The sequence below is a fragment of the Blattabacterium cuenoti genome, assembly GCF_014251315.1.
In the GTDB taxonomy this organism is placed as follows: Bacteria; Bacteroidota; Bacteroidia; order Flavobacteriales; family Blattabacteriaceae; genus Blattabacterium; species Blattabacterium cuenoti_AJ.
The window spans coordinates 593,789-618,060 of record NZ_CP059185.1 but is presented as its reverse complement, the minus strand read 5'-3'; the positions used below and the strand labels follow the sequence as shown (position 1 = coordinate 618,060).

Here is a 24,272-nt window from a genome sequence, read left to right as displayed (position 1 = left end):
GGTTTTTTAAAATAAATTTTTTAATTTAATTCATGCATGTGTAATATTGTATTTTTTAGATTAAATTTTATTTTTATGTTTTTCTTTTCTTTTTCTTCTCAAAAGAAAAACACTGCCAGTAATTATTATAATTAAAGCTATTATTAAGATTAATCCAATATTCATATTTACTTTTTTTAAGAAAATAGAATTTTCATTTCTCATAAAGAAAAACATAGTAAATATAGCAAAAGCATTATTGAAAATATGTAATAATATACAGTCTATAATAGAAGAAGTTATAAAATAAATAAATCCTATAAAACTTCCAATAATAATACCTCCTACAAATTGCCATGGATTCATATGAGTTAATCCAAATAGAAATGAAGAAAATAAAATAGCTTTAATAGGATGTATTTTATTTTTTAACATTCCATTTAAAATAATCCCTCTAAAAAGAACTTCTTCACATATAGGTGCGAGCAATACTGTAGTAGAAAAAAAAGGAATTGGATTTTTAATTTCTTCTTTTAAGAATTCTTCAATTTCTTTATACATATTTCCTAACACTGGTCCTTCTTTTGGAACTAGTGAGGATATATATTCATTAACAATGATCATACAAAACATCATACAAAAAATAATAAAGTAAATATACCATGAAGATAATTTCATGGATAAATCTATAATAAGATTTTTTTTTTGAGCTTTATGAGATATAAAAATAAATAAAAAAATGAAAGGAAGAGTATATGATATTGAAAATATCATGTTTTCAGGTAAACTTATGGAAATTAATAATTTTCTAAGGATAACATTAAAAAAATTTAAAGTTATAAATCCTACTATTAATAAAATCGATTCAATATAATTTATTTTAAAATAATTCTTCATAAGAAATGTTAAAAATTCGTATTTTATTTTTTTTATGTGATTTTATTGTTATTTCCTTCATTTTCCATTTCATATTATGTTATAAAAATCTTTTAATTTAGTAAAAGTTTATTTTTATGTTTTTGAAAGGTAACAACAATTTTGTTATTTATTGATCATGAATTGTTAAATTATTTGGTTGGAGAAAAAATTAAAGTTATTATGTCGTTTTTCAATATTCTATCTCTATTTCAGAATTATGAATCTTTTAAAGATAGCAGCGTAAGTCATTCAAGAATTTTCAGATATTATGATTTATTGCAAGTTATGAATAAGTATAAAAATATATGCTCAATCGTTCCTATAGGATTATCTATAGAAAAAAGACAAATTTTCAAAATAAAATGGGGAATGGGGAAAATAAAAATATTGATATGGTCTCAAATGCATGGAAACGAAACTACAGGTACAAAATCTATGTTTGATATTTTTCATTTTTTTTTACAAGAAAAAAATTGTGATTTAGTTCAATTTTTTAAAAAAAATTTAACCATTTTATTTATTCCTATGTTAAATCCCGATGGATCTGAAATCTTTCAAAGAAGAAATGCTATAAATATAGATTTAAATAGAGATGCTGTTTGTTTACAATCTCCGGAAATACAAATCTTATTTCAGGAAATAGAAAAAAGTAATCCTGATATATTATTTAATTTACATGATCAAAGAAGCATATACAATGTTGGAAATAAAAGTTTTAACCCTGCTATTTTGTCATTTTTATCTCCTTCTACATCTCTTAAAAAAAATGTTTATTCTATAAGTAGAAAAAAATCTATGGGAGTTATAAATTTCATTGTAAAAAAACTTCATAAAATTTTACCTAATATTGGATCAATAGGAAGATTTTCGGATGAACTATATCCGACAGCAACTGGAGATCGATTACAAAAATTAGGTTATCCTTGTATTTTAATTGAATCAGGAAATTATCCCAAAGATTTTCAAAAAAAAATCATTAGAAAATATAGTGTATTATCTATTCTTTCAGGAATTTATTTTATTTCTTATAATAAAGGAGAAAATATAGAAAACAATTATAAATCTTATTTTTCTATACCAGAAAACAAAAATATTTTATTAGATAAGATCTATAGGAAGGTACAGATACAAAAAAATAAAAATAAATTTTTAGTAGATATAGGGCTAATGAATTTTGAAAAATTTGATTTTATCAAAAAAAATATTTTTATTTTTACAAAAATAGTAGATATAGGAGATTTATCCAATTTTTTTTCCTATGATGAATCTCTCGTTATGGGTAAAAAATTTTATGGAAAAAAGGGAGAAAGTTTTCCTGAAATTGGAAATATAGAAAATTTTAAAATTTTCTAACGAATTTTATTTTTTGAAATTAGAGACTGCAAGTCTTTTTCTTCCTTTTTTTCTTCTTCTAGATATAATTAAACGACCCGTTCTTGTATTCATTCGTTTCATAAATCCATGAACATTTACTTTTTTTCTATTCGATGGTTGATAAGTTCTTTTCATTTTTTTGTAAAAATAAACCGTTTGTTTTTCTAGTATTAGAAAAATATTTTTCGTCTTTCTTTTCTACTATTTTTTTCTTTTTTATATTCGATAATCTTTTTTTAAAGGTGTAGGAAAAAAAAAGTAATATTAAAACACCAATAATAAAACCTGTAAAAAAGAAAATCATACGTTTGGAAAAACTCATGATATAACAAAGATCATATATTAAATTACATAAAGTTTTTTATTTTTTTAGTATTTTTTTCATAAAATTTATATCCAAGTATGGTTTTTGATTTAAAAAAAATTGAGTTCTAACATTATTATTGTATGCTTGAAAAGCAAAAAACTATTGCAGGAGAAATTTCCTTACAAGGATTTGGCTTATATACTAAAAATAAAGTAACTATTACTTTCAAACCGGCTCGTGTCCATACAGGATTTGTTTTTATTAGAACAGATATAAAAGAAAAACCTTGTATCGAAGCTCGTTATTCTTTTTTCATAAAAAAAAGCATAGATAAAGGTATCATTTTGGAAAAAAATGGATTTAAAATTTATACGATAGAACATGTTTTAGCGGCTTTAACAGGTATGGATTTAGATAATGTAATTATAGAATTAGATAACATTGAAATTCCTATTATGGATGGTTCTTCTAAATTTTTTGTAGAAGCAATTCAAAAAGTAGGAATTATAGAACAGAGCGAAAGAAGAAAATATTATTCAATAACGAAAATTATTTCTTCTAGAAATAGAAAAACAGGAGGAGAAATTATAGCTTTACCTGATAAAAAATTTGAAATTATCACCGTTATAGATTTTAACTCGAAATATACACAAAACGCTGTTTTTAAACATTTATATCAATTTAAAAAAATTGCAAATTCAAAAATTTTTTGTATTCTTTGCGAAAAAAAAAAACCAAAAAAAGTAGTTGATTCTTTTTTCAAAAAAAAGTTGAAAAAAATGAAAGAAAATTCTATCTCCTCTTTTTTTTACAAAACATTTTCTTATAAAAATCAACAAGAATTCAATGATATAGCTGAACATCTTCTTTTAGATATTATAGGTTTTTTAACTTTAATGGGAACTAAGTTAAAAGGGAAATTTATTTTTTATAATCCAGATAATTATATTATTATTCAATTCTTAAAGGAGTTAATGAATAAAATTCAAACATTTAAAAAAAATGATATTCCTGAATTTGATTTAAAAAAGAAACCTCTTTTAGATATAAGAAGCATTATGAAAATTTTGCCTCATAAACCCCCATTTCTTTTAGTAGATAAAATTATAGATTTAACAGAAAATAGTGTCGTAGGAATTAAAAATGTAACAATGAATGAATCTTTTTTTATAGGGCATTTTCCCAAAGAACCAATTATGCCCGGAGTATTACAAATAGAAGCCATTGCACAAGTTGGTGGAATACTTATATTAAATAAATTAAGTCATCCTGAATTATATTCTACTTATTTTTTAAAAATAGATAAAGTAAAATTTAAACACAAAATAGTTCCTGGAGATATAATTATTTTTCAGGTTTATTTAGAATCTATGAAGAGAGGAATTGTTCATATGCAAGGAAAAGGTTTTGTTAATAACCAACTTGTAGTAGAAGCAGAAGTTGTCGCGAAAATAGTTAAAAACTATGAAAAATTCTGAAATTTTAATTTAAAATCAAATGAATATCAGAAAAGGTTTATATATACAATGGAATAAAGAAATATACAAAATTATTGATTTTCTTCATGTAAAACCAGGAAAAGGATATGCTTTTTTTAGAACCAAACTAAAAAATTTGGTAACGGGTCATGTTTTAGAAAACAATTTTTCAACGAAACATAAGTTAAAAAAAGTTCAAATCAAATTTGATTCGTATGAATATTTATATAAAGAAAAAAATATTCTTTATTTTATGAATGAGAACACTTATGATCAAATACAAATAGATAAAAAGTTAATAAGAAACACAAATATAGAATTTATAAAAGAAGGCATGAAAATAAGTATTTTTTTTCATGTAAAGAATGAAAAAGAAAAAATTTTTTTATTTTTAAAAATGCCTTCCACAGTTGTTTTAAAAGTGAAAGAAACAGAATCTGTCAAAAAAGGGGATACTATTAATAATACTAATAAAATAGCTGTTTTAGAAACAGGAACTAAATTGTTAGTTCCTTCTTTTATCGATATAGGAGATTTTGTTAAGATAAATACAGAAAATAGATCTTATATAGAGAGAGTTAGAAAATAAAATTCAAATTGTTTGTAATAAAAATTAGTTAAAGATTATGAGTATATTAATAGATAAAAACATTAAAGTCCTTGTACAAGGCTTAACTGGAAAAGAAGGGTTATTTCATACTGAACAAATGATCAATTATGGAACTCCTATAGTAGGAGGTATTACACCAGGAAAGGGGGGACAGATATCTTTAGGAGTTCCTATTTTTAACACCATTGAAGAAGCAGTAAATCAAACAGGAGGAAATGTTAGCGTAATTTTTGTTCCTTCCGCTTTTGCTTCTGATGCTATTTTAGAGTCTATTTACATGAATATACAAGTGATCGTATGTATCACAGAAGGAATTCCTGTATCAGATATGATTCGAATTAAGCATTTTTTAAAAGGAAAAAAATCCTATTTAATAGGACCAAATTGTCCTGGAATTATTTCTCCAGAAAAGTATAAGGTAGGAATAATGCCTAATTCAGTATTTAAAAAAAAAGGAAATATAGGGATTGTTTCTAGATCAGGAACTCTAACTTACGAAGCGGCAGATCAAATTGTAAAATTAGGTTATGGAATTTCTACTGCTGTTGGTATAGGAGGGGACTCTATTATTGGAATGAATGTAAAAGAAGTTATGGAACTATTTTTACGTGATTCAGAAACTGAATGTATTGTTATGATTGGAGAGATAGGAGGTAGATTGGAAATTGAGGCGTCTGAATGGATTAAAAAATTAGAAAATAAGAAACCCGTAATAGGTTTTATAGCTGGACAAACTGCTCCAAAAGGAAGAATAATGGGGCATGCTGGAGCTATCATAGAAAAAAAAATAGAGACAGCACAGGAAAAAATGAAAATAATGGAAGAAAGTGGAATACATATAGTTAAATCTCCAGCGAATATAGGAAACACTGTATATGAAGTTTTTCATTAATCAGTATGAATTCACACAATATAGAAAAATTTTTGATAATTGGATTAGGAAATCCAGGATATCTATATAAAAAAACTAGACATAATTTAGGATTTATGATTTTGGATCAAATATCCAAAAAATATTTTTTTTCTTTTTCAAAAGAAAAACTAGGTTTAGTTTCTGAATTTATTTATAATAGAAAATTACTTTTTTTTTTAAAACCTTCCACTTATATGAATCATAGTGGCATAGCTGTTAAATATTGGATGATCAAAAAAAAAATTAGATTAAAAAATATTCTTATAATATCTGATGATATTTATTTGAATTTTGGTGATTTTCGTTTAAGAGGCCAAGGAGGAAGTGGAGGACATAATGGTTTAAAAAATATAGAAAAAGAAATAGGAACATCTCATTATGCACGTCTTCGTTTTGGTATTAAAAAAAATCATTTTGATAAAAAAATAGATTCTTATGTATTAGAAAATTGGAAAAATGAGGAAATAGATTCTCTGTTCTACAAATTAGATATAGGAATAAAAATAATATTTTCATTTGTAACAAATGGATTACAAAAAACAATGAATATGTTTAATCGTCATATTTTATAAAATATGTTTTCAATTTGTTTTTTTAAAAACAAAGTATTATTTATTTATAATCAAATAACCTTGTAGTTTAATAGGATAGAATATAGGATTCCGATTCCTATGGTATGGGTTCGATCCCCTTCAAGGTTATTTGATTATTTTTAAAATAAATCAATTATGATTCATTACATTCGTAATTTTTGTATTATCGCGCATATAGATCACGGAAAAAGTACGTTGGCTGATCGTTTATTAGAATTTACAAAAACAGTTTCAGAAGGAGAACGAAATCAGCTATTAGATGATATGGATTTAGAAAGAGAACGTGGAATCACTATCAAGAGTCATGCTGTTCAAATGGAATATAAACATGATAATCAAATATACATTTTGAATTTAATAGATACACCTGGGCATGTTGATTTCTCATATGAAGTGTCGCGTTCTATTGCAGCTTGTGAAGGAGCTTTACTTGTTATTGATTCTACGCAAAGTGTGCAAGCACAAACAATATCTAATCTTTCTTTGGCGTTAAAAAATCATTTAGTTATTATTCCTGTTTTAAACAAAATTGATTTGTTAGATTCTATTCCAGAAAACGTAATGAAAGAAATCATGGAATTAGTGGGATGTAAAATGGAAGATATTCTTCTTGTGAGTGCAAAAAGTGGACGAGGTATTAATAATGTTTTAAATCAAATAGTAACACGTATTCCTTCTCCAAAAGGAGATACAAAAGCACCTTTACAAGCTATTATTTTTGATTCATCATATAATCCATTCAGAGGAATTGAAATTTTATTTAGAATAAAAAATGGTTGTATCCAAAAAGGACAAAAATTACAATTTATGTCCACAAAAAAAGTGTATTATGCTTATGAAATAGGAACTTTGAAAATAAAACGTATTTCAAAAAATAAAATCAATACAGGAGATGTTGGATATGTTGTTTCTGGCATAAAAAATACGAATGAAGTAAAAGTAGGGGATACTATAACAAATGCTAGTAATCCAGCTATTCAAGCAATACAAAAATTTGAAGAAATTAAACCTATGGTTTTCGCTAGTATTTATCCAGTGAGTTCTGATAAATATGAGGAATTACGTTCTTCTATGGAAAAATTACAATTAAATGATGCGGCTCTTTCTTTCAATCCTGAATCTTCTAAAGCATTAGGTTTTGGTTTTCATTGTGGATTTTTAGGATCTCTTCATATGGAGGTAGTGAAAGATCGTTTAGAACGAGAATATAATATTTCTGTAATACTTACTATTCCTAATGTTTCTTATAGAGTTTATACAAAAAATGATCAAAAGATTTTAATTAATAATCCTTCAGATTTTCCGGAAATGGAAAAATTAAAAAAGATAGAAGAACCATATATTTTAGTTTCTATTATCACTAAAGATATTTACATAGGAAATGTAATGTCATTATGTATTGAAAAACGAGGAATTATGATTTCCAATCATAGTTATTTGACATCGGGGAAAATAAAAATTCTATTTGAAATGCCTTTATCGGAGATAATATTTGATTTCTATGATAAATTAAAAACTATTTCTAATGGATATGCTTCTTTCGATTATAAGTTTATTGGTTATAGAAATTCGGATTTGAAAAAAATTACTGTATTGATTAATTACGAAAAAATAGAATCTTTATCTCTTTTAGTTCATAAAACTAAAGCTTCTTTTTTAGCAAGAAAAATATGTAAAAAATTATCTACATTAATTCCAAAACATCAATTCAGTATTCCTATTCAAGTTTCCATATCTGGAAAAATTATAGCAAGAGAAACTATTAAAGCTTTAAGAAAAAATGTTACGGATAAATGTTATGGAGGTGATATTTCTAGAAAAAGAAAACTTTTGGAAAAACAAAAAAAAGGAAAGAAAAAAATGCGTCAAATAGGAAAAGTTGAAATTCCATCATCTGCTTTTATAACTTTTTTGAAAGTAAAAAATTAATTTTACAACAAATCAAAATTTTTGAATATGTCTATAATAAAAATAGGAATTAATGGAATTGGAAGAATAGGGAAATTAGTTTTATTAACTGCTTTAAGTAGAAAAAATATTCAAGTAGTGTCTATTAATGATTTAGTCTCTATAGAATATTTAGCTTATATGTTAAAATATGATTCCATTCATGGAAATTTTAAAGGAAATGTTTGTATTGAAGATAATAATTATCTAATATTAAATGAAAAACGGATAAGGGTTACTAATGAAAAAAACCCTGATAAACTAAATTGGGGAGATTTGAATGTAGAATATGTTGTTGAATCTACTGGACTTTTTTTAACAAAAGATTTAGCTAATATTCATTTAAAATCAGGAGCTAGAAAAGTGATTTTATCGGCTCCTCCTAAAGATGATATCCCTATGTTTGTCATGGGAGTTAATCATAAAAATATGAGACAGGATCAAAATATTGTATCTAATGCTTCTTGTACGACAAATTGTCTTTCTCCAATTGTTAAAGTTTTAAATGATAATTTTGGAATATCTAAGGGGTTGATGACAACTATACATGCCTCTACTACTACTCAAAAAGTAGTTGATTCTGTTTCTTCTAGAGATTGGAGAGGAGGAAGATCTTCATTAGTTAATATAATTCCAGCATCAACAGGTGCTGCTAATGCAGTCGGAAAAATTATTCCCAGTTTAAATGGAAAATTAACAGGAATGGCTTTTAGAGTTCCTGTTGCAGATGTATCTGTTTTGGATTTTACAGTTAGTCTAAAAACCAGGACCAATTTTGATAAAATTAAATTCTGCATGAAACAAGCTTCTAAAACTTCATTAAAAGGAATATTAGGATATACAGAAGATGCTGTTGTTTCAACGGATTTTATAGGAGATAAAAGAATCTCTATTTTTGATGCGAATTCGAGTATTATGTTAAATTCCAATTTTTTAAAAATTGTTTCTTGGTATGATAATGAAGTTGGTTATTCTACAAAATTATTAGATATTATTGATTATATGCATCATTATTTGTCATAATTTTAATTGTTAATTGATTATGGAATATGTTTTAAAAATGAAAATTTTTTTTTGTATTTATCGACTTGAAAAATGAAATTTTTTATTCCGTTGCTTACCATTAAAAATGGAGCTTTGATAATTTTATTATATATAGAAATTTGATCAAAAGTTTTTTGTGTGATAGGAATTTTTGGAGTTTTACATTCGATAAGTATGTGGGGTTTTTGATTGAATTGAACTAAAATATCTAGTCGTTTGTTTAATTTATTTATTTTAAAAGGATATTCCACCCATATGTTAGAATTTTTGTAATTTTTTACTTTTTTTAATAAAAAAATTATATATTGACGTATCACTTCTTCTTGAGAAAATAGATAAAATTTTTTTCTGATTACGCAAAATATATAAATTCTGTTTTTTATTTTTTTTAAATGTAAATGTCTTTTTATAAAAAAATTTAAATAATGCATTATTTATAAAATAATAAAAATTAAAAATATTTTGAAAAATATTAGTATAGAATTTTTTAATAAAAAATATTTTTTTTTATGTTATTCAAAAAAAAACAAATACAAGATTGTGTAATTATTGGATCTGGACCTGCTGGTTATTCTGCTGCTATATACGCAGCAAGAGCTAATATGAGTCCGATTCTTTTCACTGGATTTCAACCAGGAGGACAATTAACCACTACTACTGATGTGGATAATTATCTTGGATTTCCTGAAGGGGTGAATGGAAATGATTTAATGAATAATTGTAGAAAGCAAGCAGAACGTTTTAATACTAAAATTATTAATCAATCAGTAAATCGTGTTATTCTGTCCAATAAAAAAGGAGGAATTCATAAAATTTTTTTTGAGAATAAAGAATGTATAGAAAGTAGAGGACTGATTATAGCTACAGGTTCTCATCCTAAATTTCTAGGAATTAATAAGGAAAAAAAATTCATGGGATTAGGAGTTTCTTTTTGTGCTACTTGTGATGGTTTTTTTCATAAAGAAAAAGATGTAGCAGTGATAGGAGGCGGAGATTCGGCTTTAGAAGAAGTAAATTTTTTAGCAAAAATTTGCAGAAAAGTATATTTAATAGTTAGAAAAAATTATTTTAAAGCATCTAAAATTTTGCAAAATCGTATTTCAAAAAAAAAAAATATCAATATTTTATTTTATTCTAATGTTACAGAAATTATTGGAAATGATTTTTTGGAAGGTATTAAAATTTTTAACCAAAAAAACGAAACTAACAGAACTATTTTAGTTAGTGGTTTATTTATCGCAATTGGTCATATTCCTAATACAGATATTTTTAAAAATGAATTAGATTTAAATGAAAAAGGATATATTATTGTTCAAAAAGGAAAAACTATAACTAGTAAACCTGGAGTGTTTGCTGCAGGAGATGTACAAGATCCTGATTATCAACAGGCTATTACTTCTGCTGGAACTGGATGTATGGCTGCATTAGATTTGGAAAAGTATTATTTATCAATATGAAAAAGTGTAGTTATTTTTTTGATTTTTTAATTTCTCATGCAAAGGTTTATGGTTTTATTTTTCCTTCTAGCGAAATTTATGGAGGATTAAATGCTATTTATGATTATGGACCACATGGAGTGGAGCTAAAAAATAATATAAAAGAATTTTGGTGGAAGTCAATGACTCTACTTCATGAAAATATAGTAGGAATAGATTCTTCTATCCTGATGCATCCTGATATTTGGAATGCATCAGGTCATATTGATCAATTTAACGAATTACTAATTGATAATAAAGATTCCAAAAAAAGATATCGTCCTGAAATTTTGATTCAAGAATATGTAGAAAAAAAATTTTTCAATGATCCTAAAAAAAAAGAAAAAATATTATCTCGTTTATCTAAATCTTTGAAAAAAAAGGATTTAGTAGATATAAAAATTTTAATTGATGAATTGGATATTTGTGATCCCGTTTATAAAACAAAAAATTGGACAAAAATTCGTCGTTTCAATATGATGTTCAAGATTAAAAATGAAAAAAATTTATATCTTCGTCCTGAAACAGCTCAAGGAATATTTTCCAATTTTCATAATATTATAAAATCTAATAGAATGAAAATTCCATTTGGAATCGCACAAATAGGAAAATCGTTTAGAAACGAAATTTTTGCAAGAAAATTTATATTTAGAATGCGTGAATTTGAACAAATGGAGATGCAATTTTTTCTTTTTCCTGAAGAAGAAATCAAGTGGTATGAGTATTGGAAAAATATACGATTAAAATGGCATTTAGAATTAAACTTAGGAAATAAAAAATATTATAAATTATGTGATCATAATCATTTAGCTCATTATGCAAGTGCAGGATCAGATATTCAATTTCATTTTCCTTTTGGATTTCAAGAAATAGAAGGGATTCATTCTCGTAGAGATTTTGATTTAAAGAATCATGAGTTTTTTTCGAAAAAAAAATTAAGAATTTTTGAATCGAAAAAAAATTATTTACCCTATGTTATAGAAACATCTTTGGGATTAGATCGTCTTTTTTTAGCTATATTTTCTTCTTCTTTAAAAAAGGAAGAATTAAAAAATGGAAAAAGCCGTATAGTATTAAAACTACCCTATTATTTATCTCCGATTAAAGCTGCCATATTCCCGTTAGTTAAAAAAGATGGATTGCCAGAAATCGCAAAAAGAATATTTAATGACATCAGAATTCATAATCGATTAGTTTACGATCAAAAAGAATCCATTGGAAAATTATATAGAAGACAGGACGCAATAGGAACTCCATTTTGTTTTACTGTAGACTATGATACTATAAAAACAAATACAGTAACCATGAGAAATAGAGATGACATGAAACAAAAAAGAATTCATATAAAAGAAATATCGAAAATTATAGAACAAGAAACTGGATTAAAAAAAGTTTTAGAAAAATTATCTAAAATAATATAATTTTATTTTTTTCTTATTTCAGCTTTTAATTCTTTCTTCAAAAAAAATTCAATTTCTTTCATTGAATTATTAATAATTTTATCAGTTAATGTTTCTTTTTCACTTTCAAAAAAGAAACTAATAGTATAAGATTTTTTTGATGTAGGTAAATTCATGCCTTCATATAAATCATATACTTTAATTCTTTTAATCACATGATTTTCTTTTTTTTTGATTAGTTGATTTATTTTCTCGAATGAAATAGCTTTATCTACTAATAAAGATAAATCTCTCCTTGAAGTAGGATATTTGGAAAATGGAACATAAATTATTTTTTTTTCTTGAATAACAGATACTAAGTATTTCCAATCAATTTCTGCATAAAATATTTCATTTTTTTTTAAAATATTATTTTTAAATTTTCCTATTTCAACTAAGTTTTTATGATTGTATAATATAGATATACCATTTTCCAACAATGGATGTTTGGATAGTACTTGAGTATAATTAGATATTCCACTTTTTTGAAAAATTTGTTCAATAATTCCTTTCAAATAAAAAAAAGAATAATTTTTATGTTCCATTTTTTCTTTTTGCAAAAGAGCTATTCCAAGGTAGGTTTTTTCTAAAAATTGATTATTTTTCTTATAATATATTTTTCCCAATTCAAAAAATTTTATATTATATTCGATTCGGTTATTGTTATAATTATGTTCTATGCAATCCATCATACTAAACAATAGGCTAGAACGCATAAGTTTATAACTTTGATTTACTGGATTAATAATCTTGATTTCTTTCTTTTTAAAAAAAGAATTAAGTAAAAAAGAATATTTTTTTTCATTTATCATAGTAGAAGAAATAATTTCTTGAAACCCATGAGAAATTAATTGTTCAAAGAGTATTTTTTGTATTTCATATTCTGTTTTACAATAAATTTTAGGATAAGTATCAATTTTTATTTGATTATGTACTGAAATATTATGAATTCCATAAATTCGTAATATTTCTTCAATTACATCTATTTCTCTTCGAACATCTGTTCTATAGGAAGGAACACAAAGGAACAAATATTTCTTATTTTCATAATCAATTATTATTTCTAATAATGATAAGATTTTTTTAATTTTTTTTCTTGATATTTTTTTTCCTATAATGTTTATAATTTTATTATAACGAAGCTTTATTTTTGATAATAATATAGGATTAGGATAAAAATCAATTACGTTGGAACATATTATGTTGTTTTTTATTCTCTTTTTCACGAGAAAAGCTACTCTTTGTAAAGCAAAGACAGTTTGATTAGGATCTATATCTTTTTCAAAAAGATATTGTGTTTCTGTTTTAATTAAATGTTTTTTTCTAATATTTCGTATAATAGTGGGATTAAAACAAGCAGTTCCAATAAAAATATTTTTAGTTGTAATCTGTATGTTAGATTTCATATGATTGATCATTCCAGCTATAGATAATGGTTTTTTCGCATCATAAATGACCAAATCTTCTTCATCAAGTTTTCTCATAATACTATCTGAAGATTGAAAATCTGTATTTTTTTCCGCATTTTTTATTATAATTTTTCCATCCTCTATTTGATCCATATCAAAAATATGTATAGGTTGCCCCAATTCATGCATGACAAAATGTATAATATCTATTATATTATTTGTAGATTTTATCCCTATAGATTCTAATCTAGAAATTAACCAATATGGAGATGGTTCTATTTTGATTTTATGAATCAAAATTCCAGAATATCTTATACATTTTTCATATGTTTTCACGAAAATTTGAATATGGGATTTATTATTTATATCACTACTACTATTAGTATTAGTTTCTTCATTTATTACTGGTTTTAACAAATGAACTTTATATCCACGAAATTTTAAAACAGCGTATAAATCACGTGCTATTCCATAATGACTCATAGCATCTGTACGATTAGGTGTAACTTCTACATCTAAAATAAAATCCTTATTCACGTTATTAATTCCTTTTACTGTTAACCCAATCTCAGTTAATAGATTTGATATTTTATTTTCATCCATATTTAGAGGAAATACATATTCTTTAATCCAATTCAATGATATTTTCATATTTTTATTGTAGACATAATCAATATAAAAATAGATTCTTCTTTTTTTTTATTATACAAGGGCCTTATAACACCCATTTTATCATAAAATTCAAAATAAACAAAATCTTCATTTAAGGAAGATAAAATTTCAATTAAAAATTGGGAGTTAAAACCTATTTTCATATTTTTTAGATTGTTAAAAACAATTTGACACTGAATTTCTGAAATAGGAGGATTAGTATCAACCATATTTTGATCAAAAATTTTTAATTTATTGTTACTGAAATGAAAATCAATAAAATTTTTTCGAAAAATAAAAGCTCTTTTAATAGTATTTAGCAATAAAAATTTATTAACAATGAGTGATATATTACGTTTATTATTATGAGGAATCATAAAATGATAATCTGGATATTTTTTATTTATGAGTTGACATGAAAAAATATAATTCTTAAAACGAAAAATTATATGATTTCTATCATAATATTCAATAATAATGTTACTTTTTTTTTTCTTTTTAATAATTTCCCTAATTATATTAAGATGTTTTCTAGATATAGTAAATTGTACACGTTGATCTGTTTTAAAATTTTTTATAGTATATTTTACTAATCTATAGGTATCTGTTGCTATAAAATTTGCCTCATTAGAAAGAAATTGAAAAAATACTCCATTGAATATGGAATTCAATTCTTCTCCTTTAGTAAGAAATAAAGTTTTGTTCAGTATTTTTAAAAGAATATTTGAAAATAAATAAATTCTTATAAAAGAAGACTTATCACAAGTTGTAATGATATTTTTATGATTCAAATCAAAATCAATAGGAACTTCATAAGTCCCATATTTAGAGTAAATATTAAGTGTATTTTTTTTCTTTTTTAAAAAAAGTTTTTCGTTTGAAAACGTAGTTAAAACATCTATCATAAATTTAATAGATACAATTATTTTTTCTTTGGTATATTTCTTGATATATATTTGAACATATGTAAAAATTAAATTTTTCGAATCCAATCCCCATGTAATTTTTAATTGATTTTTTTTTGAAATTTCAAAAGTAATTGAATTTGATAAACTATTAATATTTATAATTTTGTATAAAGTATGTAATTCTCTTAATAAGAAGTGACTATAAACAGAAAAATACATATTCTGTAGTATTGTTTCGTTTTTATAAAAAAAATAACGATAATTCATTTTTGTAGCGTGAGGGGGATTTGAACCCCCGACCTTTGGGTTATGAATCCAATGCTCTAACCAACTGAGCTATCACGCCAATGTTGTATTTTATTATCATTAGGTTTTATTATCGATCACAATCGATAAAGTTAGTATATTTTTGTTTTATATCAATATTGTAATATTATGATCGATTTGAGTGATTTTAGAAAAAATTATGAAAAAAATTCCTTATTGGAATCTGAAGTACCAAAAGAACCTTTTCTTTTATTTAATAATTGGTTTGAACAAGAAAAATCTTTTTATAATGATAATAAAAAGAAAGATAATAAAGAAGAAATTAACGCTATGTCTATTTCTACCATAGGAGAGGATGGAGGACCAGAAACTAGAGTTGTTTTATTAAAAGAATATTCAGAAGATGGATTTATTTTTTATACAAATTATTATAGTTTGAAAGGAAGATCAATTCAAAATATACCAAAAGTATGTATTTCTTTTTATTGGAAAAATATGGAAAGACAAATTATCATTAAAGGAATAACATCAAAAATTAAAAGAAAAAAATCAGATGAATATTTTCATAAAAGACCTATAGGAAATCAAATTGGAAGTTGGGTATCCAGACAAAGTATGATTCTTTCATCTAAAGAATCTTTGCTAAAAGAATATAATAAGTGGAATAATTTTTTTAATCAAAAAACTATAAAACGTCCTTTTTATTGGGGAGGATATATTGTAAAACCATATAAAATGGAATTTTGGCAGGGACAGCCTAACAGACTTCATGATAGACTTGTTTATATTTTAGAAAAAGAAAAAAAATGGATTTTATATAGATTATATCCATAAATAAAAGATAAAGTGTTGTTTACAACACTTTATCTTTTATTCAAAAATTTAAAATCACAACTTTGTTAGTTCTGCACCTATTTTAAATTTAGCTACTTTTTTTCCTGGAATATGTATTTTTTTTCCTGTCCTAGGGTTGACCCCATTTCTAGGATGTCTTTCTACCACAGAAAAAGTTCCAAATCCGACCAAAGTTACCTTATCTCCTTTTCTTAAAGATTCAACCACTGTTTCAATAAATGCATCTGTAACGTTTTTAGCTTTTATTTTTGTTATTCCAGTTTTTTCAGCTATTGAATTAACCAATTCTGTTTTGTTCATGAATAATTAATTTAATTTTAGTTAACTATAAAATAACCTTATAATTAACAACAGCAATAACAAATATATATATATATAAAGGATAAATAAGGAAAATTTTTTATAGAACAAAAAGATTTTCTCTTATTTTCAATCCATTAATTAAATTTTGAATATGCATTCTTTTTTTTCCCTCTATTTGTCCTTCAATAATAGATATAAAACCTTCTTTTACGGAAATTTTCATTTCACAAGATGATAAAATGAATATCGAACCAATTGGAAAGATATGTATTTCTCGTATTTTTTTAACAAGGAATATTTTAAATCTGACAAATTTATTTTTATTAAAAAATAATAACGTCCATGCAGTAGGATGAGGACTTAATCCTCTTATTTTGTTGTAAATAGATTCTATAGAAGGATTTTCCCATTGTATTCTGCAATCATTAGTAGATATTTTTGGAGCATCTTTTAATAAAAAAGAATTAACATTTTTTTGAGAAATAGGTTTTATTTTATTTTTCACGATTTTTTCTAAAGTTTGAATAACCATAGAACTACCCATTATTTTTAATTTTTTTTCCAATTCTCCTGCAGTTTCTTCTTTTCCTATTTTAATTTCTTTTTGTAAAAGAATTTTTCCAGAATCTATTTTTTCTTCTATAAAAAAAGTAGTTAATCCAGTTTTATTTTCTCCATTAATAATTACCCAATTAATAGGAGCAGCTCCTCTATATTGTGGGAGAAGAGATGCATGTAAATTAAAAGAACCCATTTTAGGTAAATTCCATACTTTTTTAGGTAAAATTCTAAAAGAAACAACAATTTGTATGTCTGCATTCCATATTTTTAGATTTTCTAAAAAAGTATAATTTAAAAGATTTTTAGGTTGTAAAAAGGGAATATTATTTTCTAATGCGTATATTTTTACAGGAGTAAATGCTTTTTTTCCTTGATTCTTAAAAAAAAAATTATCAGGACTTGTTATGATTCCTACAATGTTGTATTGTTTGATACATAATTTTTTTAAAGTATAAAGAGAAAAATGATTTGAACCTATAAATACAATTTTTGGAAACTTTTTCATGTAATTTATTTGTAATTTAAATTCACTAATTTTATCTTGTAATTTTTGTGAAAAAGTTCATTGATTTTTGAAAATCAAATATATAAAAATAAAATTTTTTTAATAATTTAAAATATCTATATATATATGTATTGGACTTTAGAATTAGCTTCTCATTTAGAAGATGCGCCTTGGCCTGCAACAAAGGAAGAATTGATTGATTTTGCTATTCGTACTGGAGCTCCTTTAGAGGTAGTTGAAAATCTTCAACAATTAGAAAATGGAGAAGGAGAAGTTTTTGAAACTATAGAAGATATATGGGCAGATTATCCACGTGATGACGAAGATTTTTATTGGAATAGAGATGAATATGAACTTTAATTTTTGTTTTATATTATATGACCGATTATATTTTTTAGTTTAATGAGTTTTATAAAAAAAGTTTTAACTAAATTATTAGTAAATAAAAATGATAGAGACCTTAAAGAGGTTAGTAAATTTTTGGTTCAAATCAAAAAAGAAGAGAAAGAAATATTCTTGTTATCTGATGAAGGATTGAGAAATAAAACTCAATATTTTAAAAATATTATACAAAAATCTACTGAAGAATTTCATGAAAAAGAAAAAAAATTATTAAATAAAATACAAGAAAAATTTTGTTCTATTAGCGTTTTAGAAAAAATATACTCAAGTATAGAAAATATTCAAGAAGAATGTTACAAAATAGAACAAAAAATATTAATAGATATTTTACCTCAAGCTTTTTCTATAATTAAAGAAACGGCTAAACGTTTAAAAGAAAAGAAAGAACTTATCGTGACATCTACTTCTTTTGATAAAGAATTATCAAAAATAAAGTCTTATGTTCATTTAGACGGGAATCAAGCTATTTGGAAAAATGAGTGGGATGCATATGGTAAAAGCATAATTTGGGATATGGTTCATTATGATGTTCAACTCATGGGGGGAGTAGTATTACATCAGGGTAAAATAGCGGAAATGGCAACAGGAGAAGGAAAAACTTTTGTAGCAACTTTATCTGCTTATTTAAATGCTTTATCTGGAAGAGGAGTGCATATTGTTACAGTAAACAATTATTTATCTAGAAGAGATACAAGTTGGATGGCCCCTTTAATGGAGTTTCATGGATTAAAAGTTGATTGTATTGACAACTATTCATCATCTGATGTATATATGCGTAAAAAAGCTTATCAAGCAGATATTACTTATGGAACAAACAATGAATTTGGTTTTGATTATTTACGTGATAATATGGTTTCTTCTAAAGAAGAGTTAGTTCAGAGAGAATTGAATTATGCTATTATAGATGAAATAGATTCAGTCTTAATAGATGAAGCACGTACTCCTTTAATTATCTCAGGGCCTGTTGATCCTAAAAAAGATAATAAAGAAGAATTTGAGTTATTTAAAGAAAAAGTTAAAACTTTAGTTAATAAGCAAAATGTAATAGTTAATAATTTTTTGCAAGAAGCAAGGAATTTAATAAAAAATGGAGAAAAAAAATTAGGTGGATTTAAATTATTTCAAGCGCATCGTGGGTTACCTAAAAAAAAATCTTTAATCAAATTTTTGAGTGAAGATAATGTTCGTTTAATTTTACAAAAAACTGAAAGTCAATATTTACAAGATTATGGAAGGGAGATGTATAAAGTAGATAAAGATCTTTATTTCGTTATTGATGAGAAAAATAATACTGTAGAATTAACAGATAAAGGAATTGAGTTTTTATCAAAAAATGTGGAAGACATAGGTTTTTTTGTTTTACCAGATGTGAATGTGGAACTTACTGAAGTAGAGAAAAGAAATTTATCTAAAGAAAAAGAAACAAAGGAAAAGGAAATTCTTTTAAAAAATTTTTCTATAAAATCACAAAGAATTCATACTATAAATCAATTACTTAAAGCGTTTACTTTATTTGAAAGAGATGTAGATTATGTTGTTTTGGGAGGAAAAGTGAAAATAGTAGATGAACAAACTGGTCGTATAATGGAAGGAAGACGTTATTCTGATGGGTTACATCAAGCTATAGAAGCGAAAGAAAATGTTCAAATAGAATCTTCAAGTCAGACTTTTGCTACAATCACTTTACAGAATTATTTTAGAATGTATAAAAAAATATCTGGAATGACAGGAACAGCAGAAACAGAATCTGGAGAATTTTGGCACATCTATAAATTAGATGTAGTAGTAATTCCTACACATAAAAAAATACAAAGAAAAGATTTACAAGATCTTGTTTTTAAAACAAAACGAGAAAAGTACAATGCTATTTTAGAAAAAATTATTTTTTTATCTAAAAATGAAAAACGGCCCGTTCTTGTTGGAACAACTTCTGTTGAAGTTTCAGAATTTCTAAGTAGAACTCTAAAATTTAGAAAAATTCCACATAATGTTTTAAATGCGAAGTTACATGAAAAGGAAGCGGAAATCATAGCAAAAGCAGGATATCCTGGATCTGTTACTATAGCAACTAATATGGCAGGTCGTGGTACAGATATTAAACTATCAAAAGAAGTGATTAAAAATGGAGGATTAGCTGTTTTAGGAACCGAAAGACATGATTCCAGAAGAGTAGATAATCAATTAAGAGGAAGATCTGGTCGTCAAGGAGATCCAGGGAGTTCTCAATTTTATGTTTCTTTAGAAGATAATTTAATTCGTTTATTTCTTAATTCAGAAAGACTTTCCAAATTAATGGATAAATTTGGCCATAAAGAAGGAGATATAATACAACATCCTTTATTGACTAAATCTATTGAAAAAGCGCAAAAGAAAATAGAGGACAACAATTTCAGTATACGAAAACGTTTATTAGACTATGATGATGTTATTAATAAACAAAGAGAATTTATTTACAAAAAACGAAGAAATGCATTATGTGGAAATGAATTAAGTTTAGATATTTCTAATATGGTCTATATTTTATTAGATGTAATGATAACTGTAAATAAATCTCTAAATGATTTCAAAAATTTAGAGTATGAATTTATTCATATTTTTGGTATTGAATTCCCCATACAAGAAAATGAATTTTTATCTTATAAAGAACGAGATTGTGTCAATAAACTTCATGACTTGATTATTAGTTCTTATGAAAAGAAGAAGATAAAAATGATTGATCATGACATAAAATCTATTATATCTCACATTGTGGATAAAAATCATGAATTTTATCAAATACGGATTGTTTTAACAGATGGATATCAAAATATAATTTCGGTATCAGATTTGAAAGAATTTTATAATACAAAAGGAAAATCTTTATTATCCATATTTGAAAGAAAGACTATATTATGTTTTATGGATGAAAAATGGAAAGAACATTTACGTGAAATGGATAGTTTACGATATTCTGTACAAAATGCAGTTTTCGAACAAAAAGATCCTCTTATTGTTTATAAACAAAACGCTTTTAATTTATTTCAAGAAAGAGTTTTTGATATAAATAAAAGAATTGTTTCTTTTTTACTTAAATCCGCTATTATAAGAGGAGACGTTTTATGTTTTACAAAAAATAAAAACAATTTTAAAACAAATCTTTTAATGAAAGGAAAAGATAAAATAAAATTAGGAAGAAACAATAGAATTAATATTCGTCATTTAATTACGGGAGAAACTAAAAATATTAAATTTAAACAAATTGAATTTTTTTTAGAAAAAGGAGAATGGGTTATAGAAGATGATTCTTTTTAGAATTAGAATGTACTAATTAGAAATTAAACGTATATTTTCTCTTATCATTTTATTCATTATGTTTTGTTATATTGGAATAAGTTTTTGGTCCGTAAATAAAAGTTACGATTCTATTAATTATATTCCATATAATACATTTGGTGTAGTTTTAGGTACTTCTAAATATTTACATGGGGGGGGAATCAACGCTTATTTTAAATATAGAATAAATGCAGCTTATTCTCTTTTTTATCATAAAAAAATACGTTATATCATTGTAAGTGGAGATAATAGAGAAAAAAATTATAACGAACCAAAAATGATGAAAAAAGAATTAATTAAAAAAGGCATTCCTTCTCATTTTATATATGAAGATTTTTATGGAATTAGCACTTTACATTCTATTATTCGAGTTCATAAAATTTTTCACCAGAAAAAATTTACGATTATATCTCAAAAGTTTCATAATGAAAGAGCTATTTTTATAGGAAATTGTTTGGGGTTAGATGTAATTGGATTTAATGCTAAAAGCCTGTTTTTTGATAGCAAGATACAATTTAGAGAAGTTTTTGCAAGAATTAAAGCTTTATGGAATGTTGTTTCATTTTTTTATGTATTAAAATCAGGATAGATAAGATAAATATTTTCTCAAAATTCTAGCATTATTAGATCTTTGAGTATTTATTTCCAACAAACAAGGCTGATTTGATTTTTTCCAAAAAAAAGATAAACTATTTTTTAAAGCATCCTGATCGGATACTTTTTCGTATTTCCAATTATACATTTTGCATATATTTTTAGCAGAAAAAAAATGTTTCGTTTCAAAAAAATTAAATATTTTTTTGGGAAGCTTTTTTTCTGAAATAAATCTAAAAATATTTCCTCCTCCATTATTAATAAGTATAATACGAAAGTTTTTTGGAATATATTTATTCCATAAAGCATTACTATCGTAAAAAAAACTAATGTCTCCAACAATCAATGTCACAGTTTTTTTTATGATTGTAGCAGAACCTGCGGCAGTTGAAACACATCCTTCTATTCCTGAAGTTCCACGATTGCAATAAGATTTAATAGAATATTTTTTTTCATAAAAAAGTTGATAATATCTTATGATCATGCTATTTCCTAATTGTAGAATAGTATGATTAGGTATAGCTTTAAATACAAAAAATAGAACTTTTAAATCTGAAAAACTTTCTTCTTTTTTTAAAAAGAATTTATGTTTTTTCATTTTTTCTTTTTTTAATTTTTCCCATTTTTTTCTGTAATTCGAAACAGAAATAGATAATAAATTATTATAATTATTCAAAATTTTAAAAAATAATTCTGGATTTATAGGCCAATAAGTAGTTAATTTATAATAAGTATCTGGATAATTTTTATAATGTTCACCTATATGCCAATGATATATTGGAGGATCTTTTCTTAAAAGAAATTTAATTTTTTTGGATATAATATTGACTCCAACGGTTAATAAAATATGAGGTTTTAATTTTGTCCATTTTTTGGGTTTCATATTAAAAATAAGTTGATCTATATTTGAAAAAAATAGTTTTCCATATACATGAGATGTAGTTTCTGTGAGAATTATGATAGAAGGATCTAAGCTTAAGTTTCTTAAAACTTTCTCCATATTCTTTTTATTTTCTGGATAATATAATCCTAATAAAATCATTTTTTTTTTATATTTTTTCCATATATACTGTTCTTTTTTATAATTGTAGGTTTCGATATAATTTTTAACAGGTATGGTTTTTATAATTTTAGGTTTTACTTGTAAATGATTTGTGGTGTCATAAAGTGGTTCTGAAAATGGAATATTAATATGTACAGGTTTATTTTTAAAAATACACTTATTTATAGATTCATTTATTAATCTATCATTATACCATATTCCTGATTCAGATTCATCTTCTGTTAATTGAATAGAAGTTTCTACATGTTTTTGAAAAATATTTTCTTGATGAATCGATTGTCCTTCAAATACATCTATAATTTTTTTTGGCCTATCTGCAGTTACTAAAATCAGGGGAATACTTTGATAAAAAGCTTCTGTAATTGCAGGATAACAATTTACGACCGCAGATCCAGAAGTGCAACTAATAACTACAGGTTTTCTTATTTGTTGAGCCATTCCTAAAGCAAAAAAAGATGCACATCGTTCATCTACGATACTGTAAGTACTAAAATCTTTGTGTAGAGTAAAATGTATAATGATTGGAGCATTTCTAGATCCTGGAGATATGATTATATTGAATATAGATTTTGCTTTTAAAATTTCACCTAAACTTTGTACAATTTTTTTACTTGAATACATTAATGATTTAAATTAATCCTCCATTTACATTTAACACAGTCCCAGTGATATAGTTTGATAAATCTGAAGCAAGAAATAAAGCAGAGTTTGCTATATCTTTAGGAGTTCCTGCTCTTTTTAATGGAATATTTTTTATCCAACTTTCTTTGATTTTAGTTTTAAAATGAGAATTCATTTTTGTTACGATATATCCAGGAGCTATAGCATTACAACGAATATTTTTTTTTCCTAATTCTCTGGCTATTGATTTTGTGAATCCAATAATTCCTGCTTTAGATGCTGCATAATTAGATTGTCCAATATTTCCCGTTAATCCTACAACAGAACTCATATTAATGATGCTTCCTCTTTTTTGTTTCATCATAGGATGAATAGCATGTTTAGTTAAATTAAACATAGAATATAAATTAGTTTTAATAACATAATCCCAATCCTTTTTCGATATTTTAAGCAAAAAATTATCTTTTATAACACCTGCATTATTTACTAATATATCTATATTTCCATATTTCTTTATAACTTCTTGTACTAAATTTTCTGATGAATTAAAATCCGAAAGATCTATTTTATATGCTTCTACGAAATTTTTAAATTTAAATTCTAGTTCTTCTGCTTCCTTTTTTGAGGAAAAAAATGTAAAAATAACATTAGCTCCATGTTGTACAAAAATTTTTACTATAGATCTACCTATATCTCCTGAACCTCCTGTAACTATAGCTATTTTTCCATTTAATAGTTTCATAT

The 24,272-nt window shown here is 24.6% G+C and carries 22 protein-coding genes and 2 tRNA genes; 14 read left to right on the top strand and 10 right to left on the bottom strand.

What is annotated here, in order from left to right:
* Positions 1 to 60: 60 nt before the first annotated feature.
* The gene (locus H0H74_RS03005) at positions 61 to 876 is read right to left on the bottom strand and encodes a CPBP family intramembrane glutamic endopeptidase (protein WP_185849210.1); all 816 of its coding nucleotides are present in this window, start codon (positions 874 to 876) and stop codon (positions 61 to 63) included.
* Positions 877 to 1,017: 141 nt separating this feature from the next.
* Between H0H74_RS03005 and H0H74_RS03000 the strand changes: the two genes are divergently transcribed.
* Positions 1,018 to 2,250, top strand: a complete 1,233-nt coding sequence (locus tag H0H74_RS03000) for a M14 family zinc carboxypeptidase (RefSeq protein WP_317167883.1) — start codon at positions 1,018 to 1,020, stop codon at positions 2,248 to 2,250.
* Positions 2,251 to 2,256: 6 nt separating this feature from the next.
* On the opposite strand, the gene rpmH is transcribed toward H0H74_RS03000, so the two are convergent.
* Positions 2,257 to 2,406, bottom strand: coding sequence for a 50S ribosomal protein L34 (gene rpmH / locus H0H74_RS02995; protein ID WP_185849209.1), 150 nt, complete (start codon positions 2,404 to 2,406; stop codon positions 2,257 to 2,259).
* A gap of 312 nt (positions 2,407 to 2,718) precedes the next feature.
* Here rpmH and H0H74_RS02990 point away from each other — a divergent pair, with 312 nt between their 5' ends.
* The 7 genes from H0H74_RS02990 to gap all read left to right on the top strand — a co-directional run bounded on the left by H0H74_RS02990 (position 2,719) and on the right by gap (position 9,142).
* On the top strand, positions 2,719 to 4,056 hold the full coding sequence (locus H0H74_RS02990; RefSeq protein WP_185849208.1) for a bifunctional UDP-3-O-[3-hydroxymyristoyl] N-acetylglucosamine deacetylase/3-hydroxyacyl-ACP dehydratase: 1,338 nt from the start codon (positions 2,719 to 2,721) through the stop codon (positions 4,054 to 4,056).
* Between the two features lie 19 nt (positions 4,057 to 4,075).
* A complete protein-coding gene (gene efp, locus H0H74_RS02985; protein ID WP_185849207.1) occupies positions 4,076 to 4,645 on the top strand; it encodes an elongation factor P in 570 nt (189 codons plus the stop codon).
* A 37-nt stretch (positions 4,646 to 4,682) separates the two neighbouring features.
* Positions 4,683 to 5,558 carry a succinate--CoA ligase subunit alpha gene (sucD, locus tag H0H74_RS02980; protein WP_185849206.1) on the top strand — a complete coding sequence of 292 codons (876 nt, stop codon included), beginning with the start codon at positions 4,683 to 4,685 and terminating at the stop codon, positions 5,556 to 5,558.
* A gap of 5 nt (positions 5,559 to 5,563) precedes the next feature.
* A complete protein-coding gene (gene pth, locus H0H74_RS02975; protein WP_185849205.1) occupies positions 5,564 to 6,151 on the top strand; it encodes an aminoacyl-tRNA hydrolase in 588 nt (195 codons plus the stop codon).
* Positions 6,152 to 6,207: 56 nt separating this feature from the next.
* A tRNA-Arg gene (locus H0H74_RS02970) sits at positions 6,208 to 6,280 on the top strand.
* A gap of 30 nt (positions 6,281 to 6,310) precedes the next feature.
* On the top strand, positions 6,311 to 8,101 hold the full coding sequence (gene lepA, locus H0H74_RS02965; protein WP_185849520.1) for a translation elongation factor 4: 1,791 nt from the start codon (positions 6,311 to 6,313) through the stop codon (positions 8,099 to 8,101).
* 27 nt (positions 8,102 to 8,128) lie between these two features.
* Complete coding sequence (gap, locus tag H0H74_RS02960) at positions 8,129 to 9,142, top strand: type I glyceraldehyde-3-phosphate dehydrogenase (protein WP_185849204.1); 1,014 nt, start codon at positions 8,129 to 8,131, stop codon at positions 9,140 to 9,142.
* Positions 9,143 to 9,159: 17 nt separating this feature from the next.
* Here the strand turns inward: gap and H0H74_RS02955 are convergent, their stop codons facing one another.
* On the bottom strand, positions 9,160 to 9,594 hold the full coding sequence (locus tag H0H74_RS02955; RefSeq protein ID WP_185849203.1) for a type I restriction enzyme HsdR N-terminal domain-containing protein: 435 nt from the start codon (positions 9,592 to 9,594) through the stop codon (positions 9,160 to 9,162).
* A 78-nt stretch (positions 9,595 to 9,672) separates the two neighbouring features.
* Here H0H74_RS02955 and trxB point away from each other — a divergent pair, with 78 nt between their 5' ends.
* Complete coding sequence (gene trxB / locus H0H74_RS02950) at positions 9,673 to 10,620, top strand: thioredoxin-disulfide reductase (protein ID WP_185849202.1); 948 nt, start codon at positions 9,673 to 9,675, stop codon at positions 10,618 to 10,620.
* Positions 10,617 to 12,059, top strand: a complete 1,443-nt coding sequence (locus H0H74_RS02945) for a glycine--tRNA ligase (RefSeq protein ID WP_185849201.1) — start codon at positions 10,617 to 10,619, stop codon at positions 12,057 to 12,059. Before trxB ends, H0H74_RS02945 begins: the two co-directional genes overlap by 4 nt.
* A 2-nt stretch (positions 12,060 to 12,061) precedes the next feature.
* On the opposite strand, the gene pheT is transcribed toward H0H74_RS02945, so the two are convergent.
* The 3 genes from pheT to H0H74_RS02930 form a co-directional block, all read right to left on the bottom strand.
* On the bottom strand, positions 12,062 to 14,137 hold the full coding sequence (gene pheT, locus H0H74_RS02940) for a phenylalanine--tRNA ligase subunit beta (protein WP_185849200.1): 2,076 nt from the start codon (positions 14,135 to 14,137) through the stop codon (positions 12,062 to 12,064).
* Positions 14,134 to 15,264 carry a DNA polymerase III subunit beta gene (locus tag H0H74_RS02935; protein ID WP_185849199.1) on the bottom strand — a complete coding sequence of 377 codons (1,131 nt, stop codon included), beginning with the start codon at positions 15,262 to 15,264 and terminating at the stop codon, positions 14,134 to 14,136. Before H0H74_RS02935 ends, pheT begins: the two co-directional genes overlap by 4 nt.
* Before the next feature lie 53 nt (positions 15,265 to 15,317).
* A tRNA-Met gene (locus tag H0H74_RS02930) sits at positions 15,318 to 15,391 on the bottom strand.
* A gap of 86 nt (positions 15,392 to 15,477) precedes the next feature.
* Here H0H74_RS02930 and pdxH point away from each other — a divergent pair.
* Positions 15,478 to 16,146, top strand: coding sequence for a pyridoxamine 5'-phosphate oxidase (gene pdxH / locus H0H74_RS02925; RefSeq protein WP_238784117.1), 669 nt, complete (start codon positions 15,478 to 15,480; stop codon positions 16,144 to 16,146).
* A gap of 54 nt (positions 16,147 to 16,200) precedes the next feature.
* Here the strand turns inward: pdxH and H0H74_RS02920 are convergent, their stop codons facing one another.
* Complete coding sequence (locus H0H74_RS02920) at positions 16,201 to 16,467, bottom strand: HU family DNA-binding protein (protein WP_185849197.1); 267 nt, start codon at positions 16,465 to 16,467, stop codon at positions 16,201 to 16,203.
* A 100-nt stretch (positions 16,468 to 16,567) separates the two neighbouring features.
* The gene (gene fmt, locus H0H74_RS02915) at positions 16,568 to 17,536 is read right to left on the bottom strand and encodes a methionyl-tRNA formyltransferase (protein ID WP_185849196.1); all 969 of its coding nucleotides are present in this window, start codon (positions 17,534 to 17,536) and stop codon (positions 16,568 to 16,570) included.
* Positions 17,537 to 17,662: 126 nt separating this feature from the next.
* Here fmt and H0H74_RS02910 point away from each other — a divergent pair, with 126 nt between their 5' ends.
* The 3 genes from H0H74_RS02910 to H0H74_RS02900 are packed head-to-tail and all read left to right on the top strand — an operon-like array spanning position 17,663 to position 21,839.
* On the top strand, positions 17,663 to 17,896 hold the full coding sequence (locus H0H74_RS02910) for a DUF2795 domain-containing protein (protein WP_185849195.1): 234 nt from the start codon (positions 17,663 to 17,665) through the stop codon (positions 17,894 to 17,896).
* A gap of 42 nt (positions 17,897 to 17,938) precedes the next feature.
* Positions 17,939 to 21,229 (top strand): preprotein translocase subunit SecA, encoded by a 3,291-nt coding sequence (secA, locus tag H0H74_RS02905; protein ID WP_185849194.1) that lies wholly within the window; start codon positions 17,939 to 17,941, stop codon positions 21,227 to 21,229.
* 58 nt (positions 21,230 to 21,287) lie between these two features.
* Complete coding sequence (locus H0H74_RS02900) at positions 21,288 to 21,839, top strand: SanA/YdcF family protein (protein WP_185849193.1); 552 nt, start codon at positions 21,288 to 21,290, stop codon at positions 21,837 to 21,839.
* Here H0H74_RS02900 and menD read toward each other — a convergent pair.
* Together menD and fabG are read right to left on the bottom strand one after the other, a co-directional pair.
* Positions 21,831 to 23,528, bottom strand: coding sequence for a 2-succinyl-5-enolpyruvyl-6-hydroxy-3-cyclohexene-1-carboxylic-acid synthase (gene menD / locus H0H74_RS02895; protein ID WP_185849192.1), 1,698 nt, complete (start codon positions 23,526 to 23,528; stop codon positions 21,831 to 21,833). The genes H0H74_RS02900 and menD overlap by 9 nt on opposite strands.
* Before the next feature lie 7 nt (positions 23,529 to 23,535).
* Complete coding sequence (fabG, locus tag H0H74_RS02890; protein ID WP_185849191.1) at positions 23,536 to 24,270, bottom strand: 3-oxoacyl-[acyl-carrier-protein] reductase; 735 nt, start codon at positions 24,268 to 24,270, stop codon at positions 23,536 to 23,538.
* Between the last annotated feature and the right edge of the window lie 2 nt (positions 24,271 to 24,272).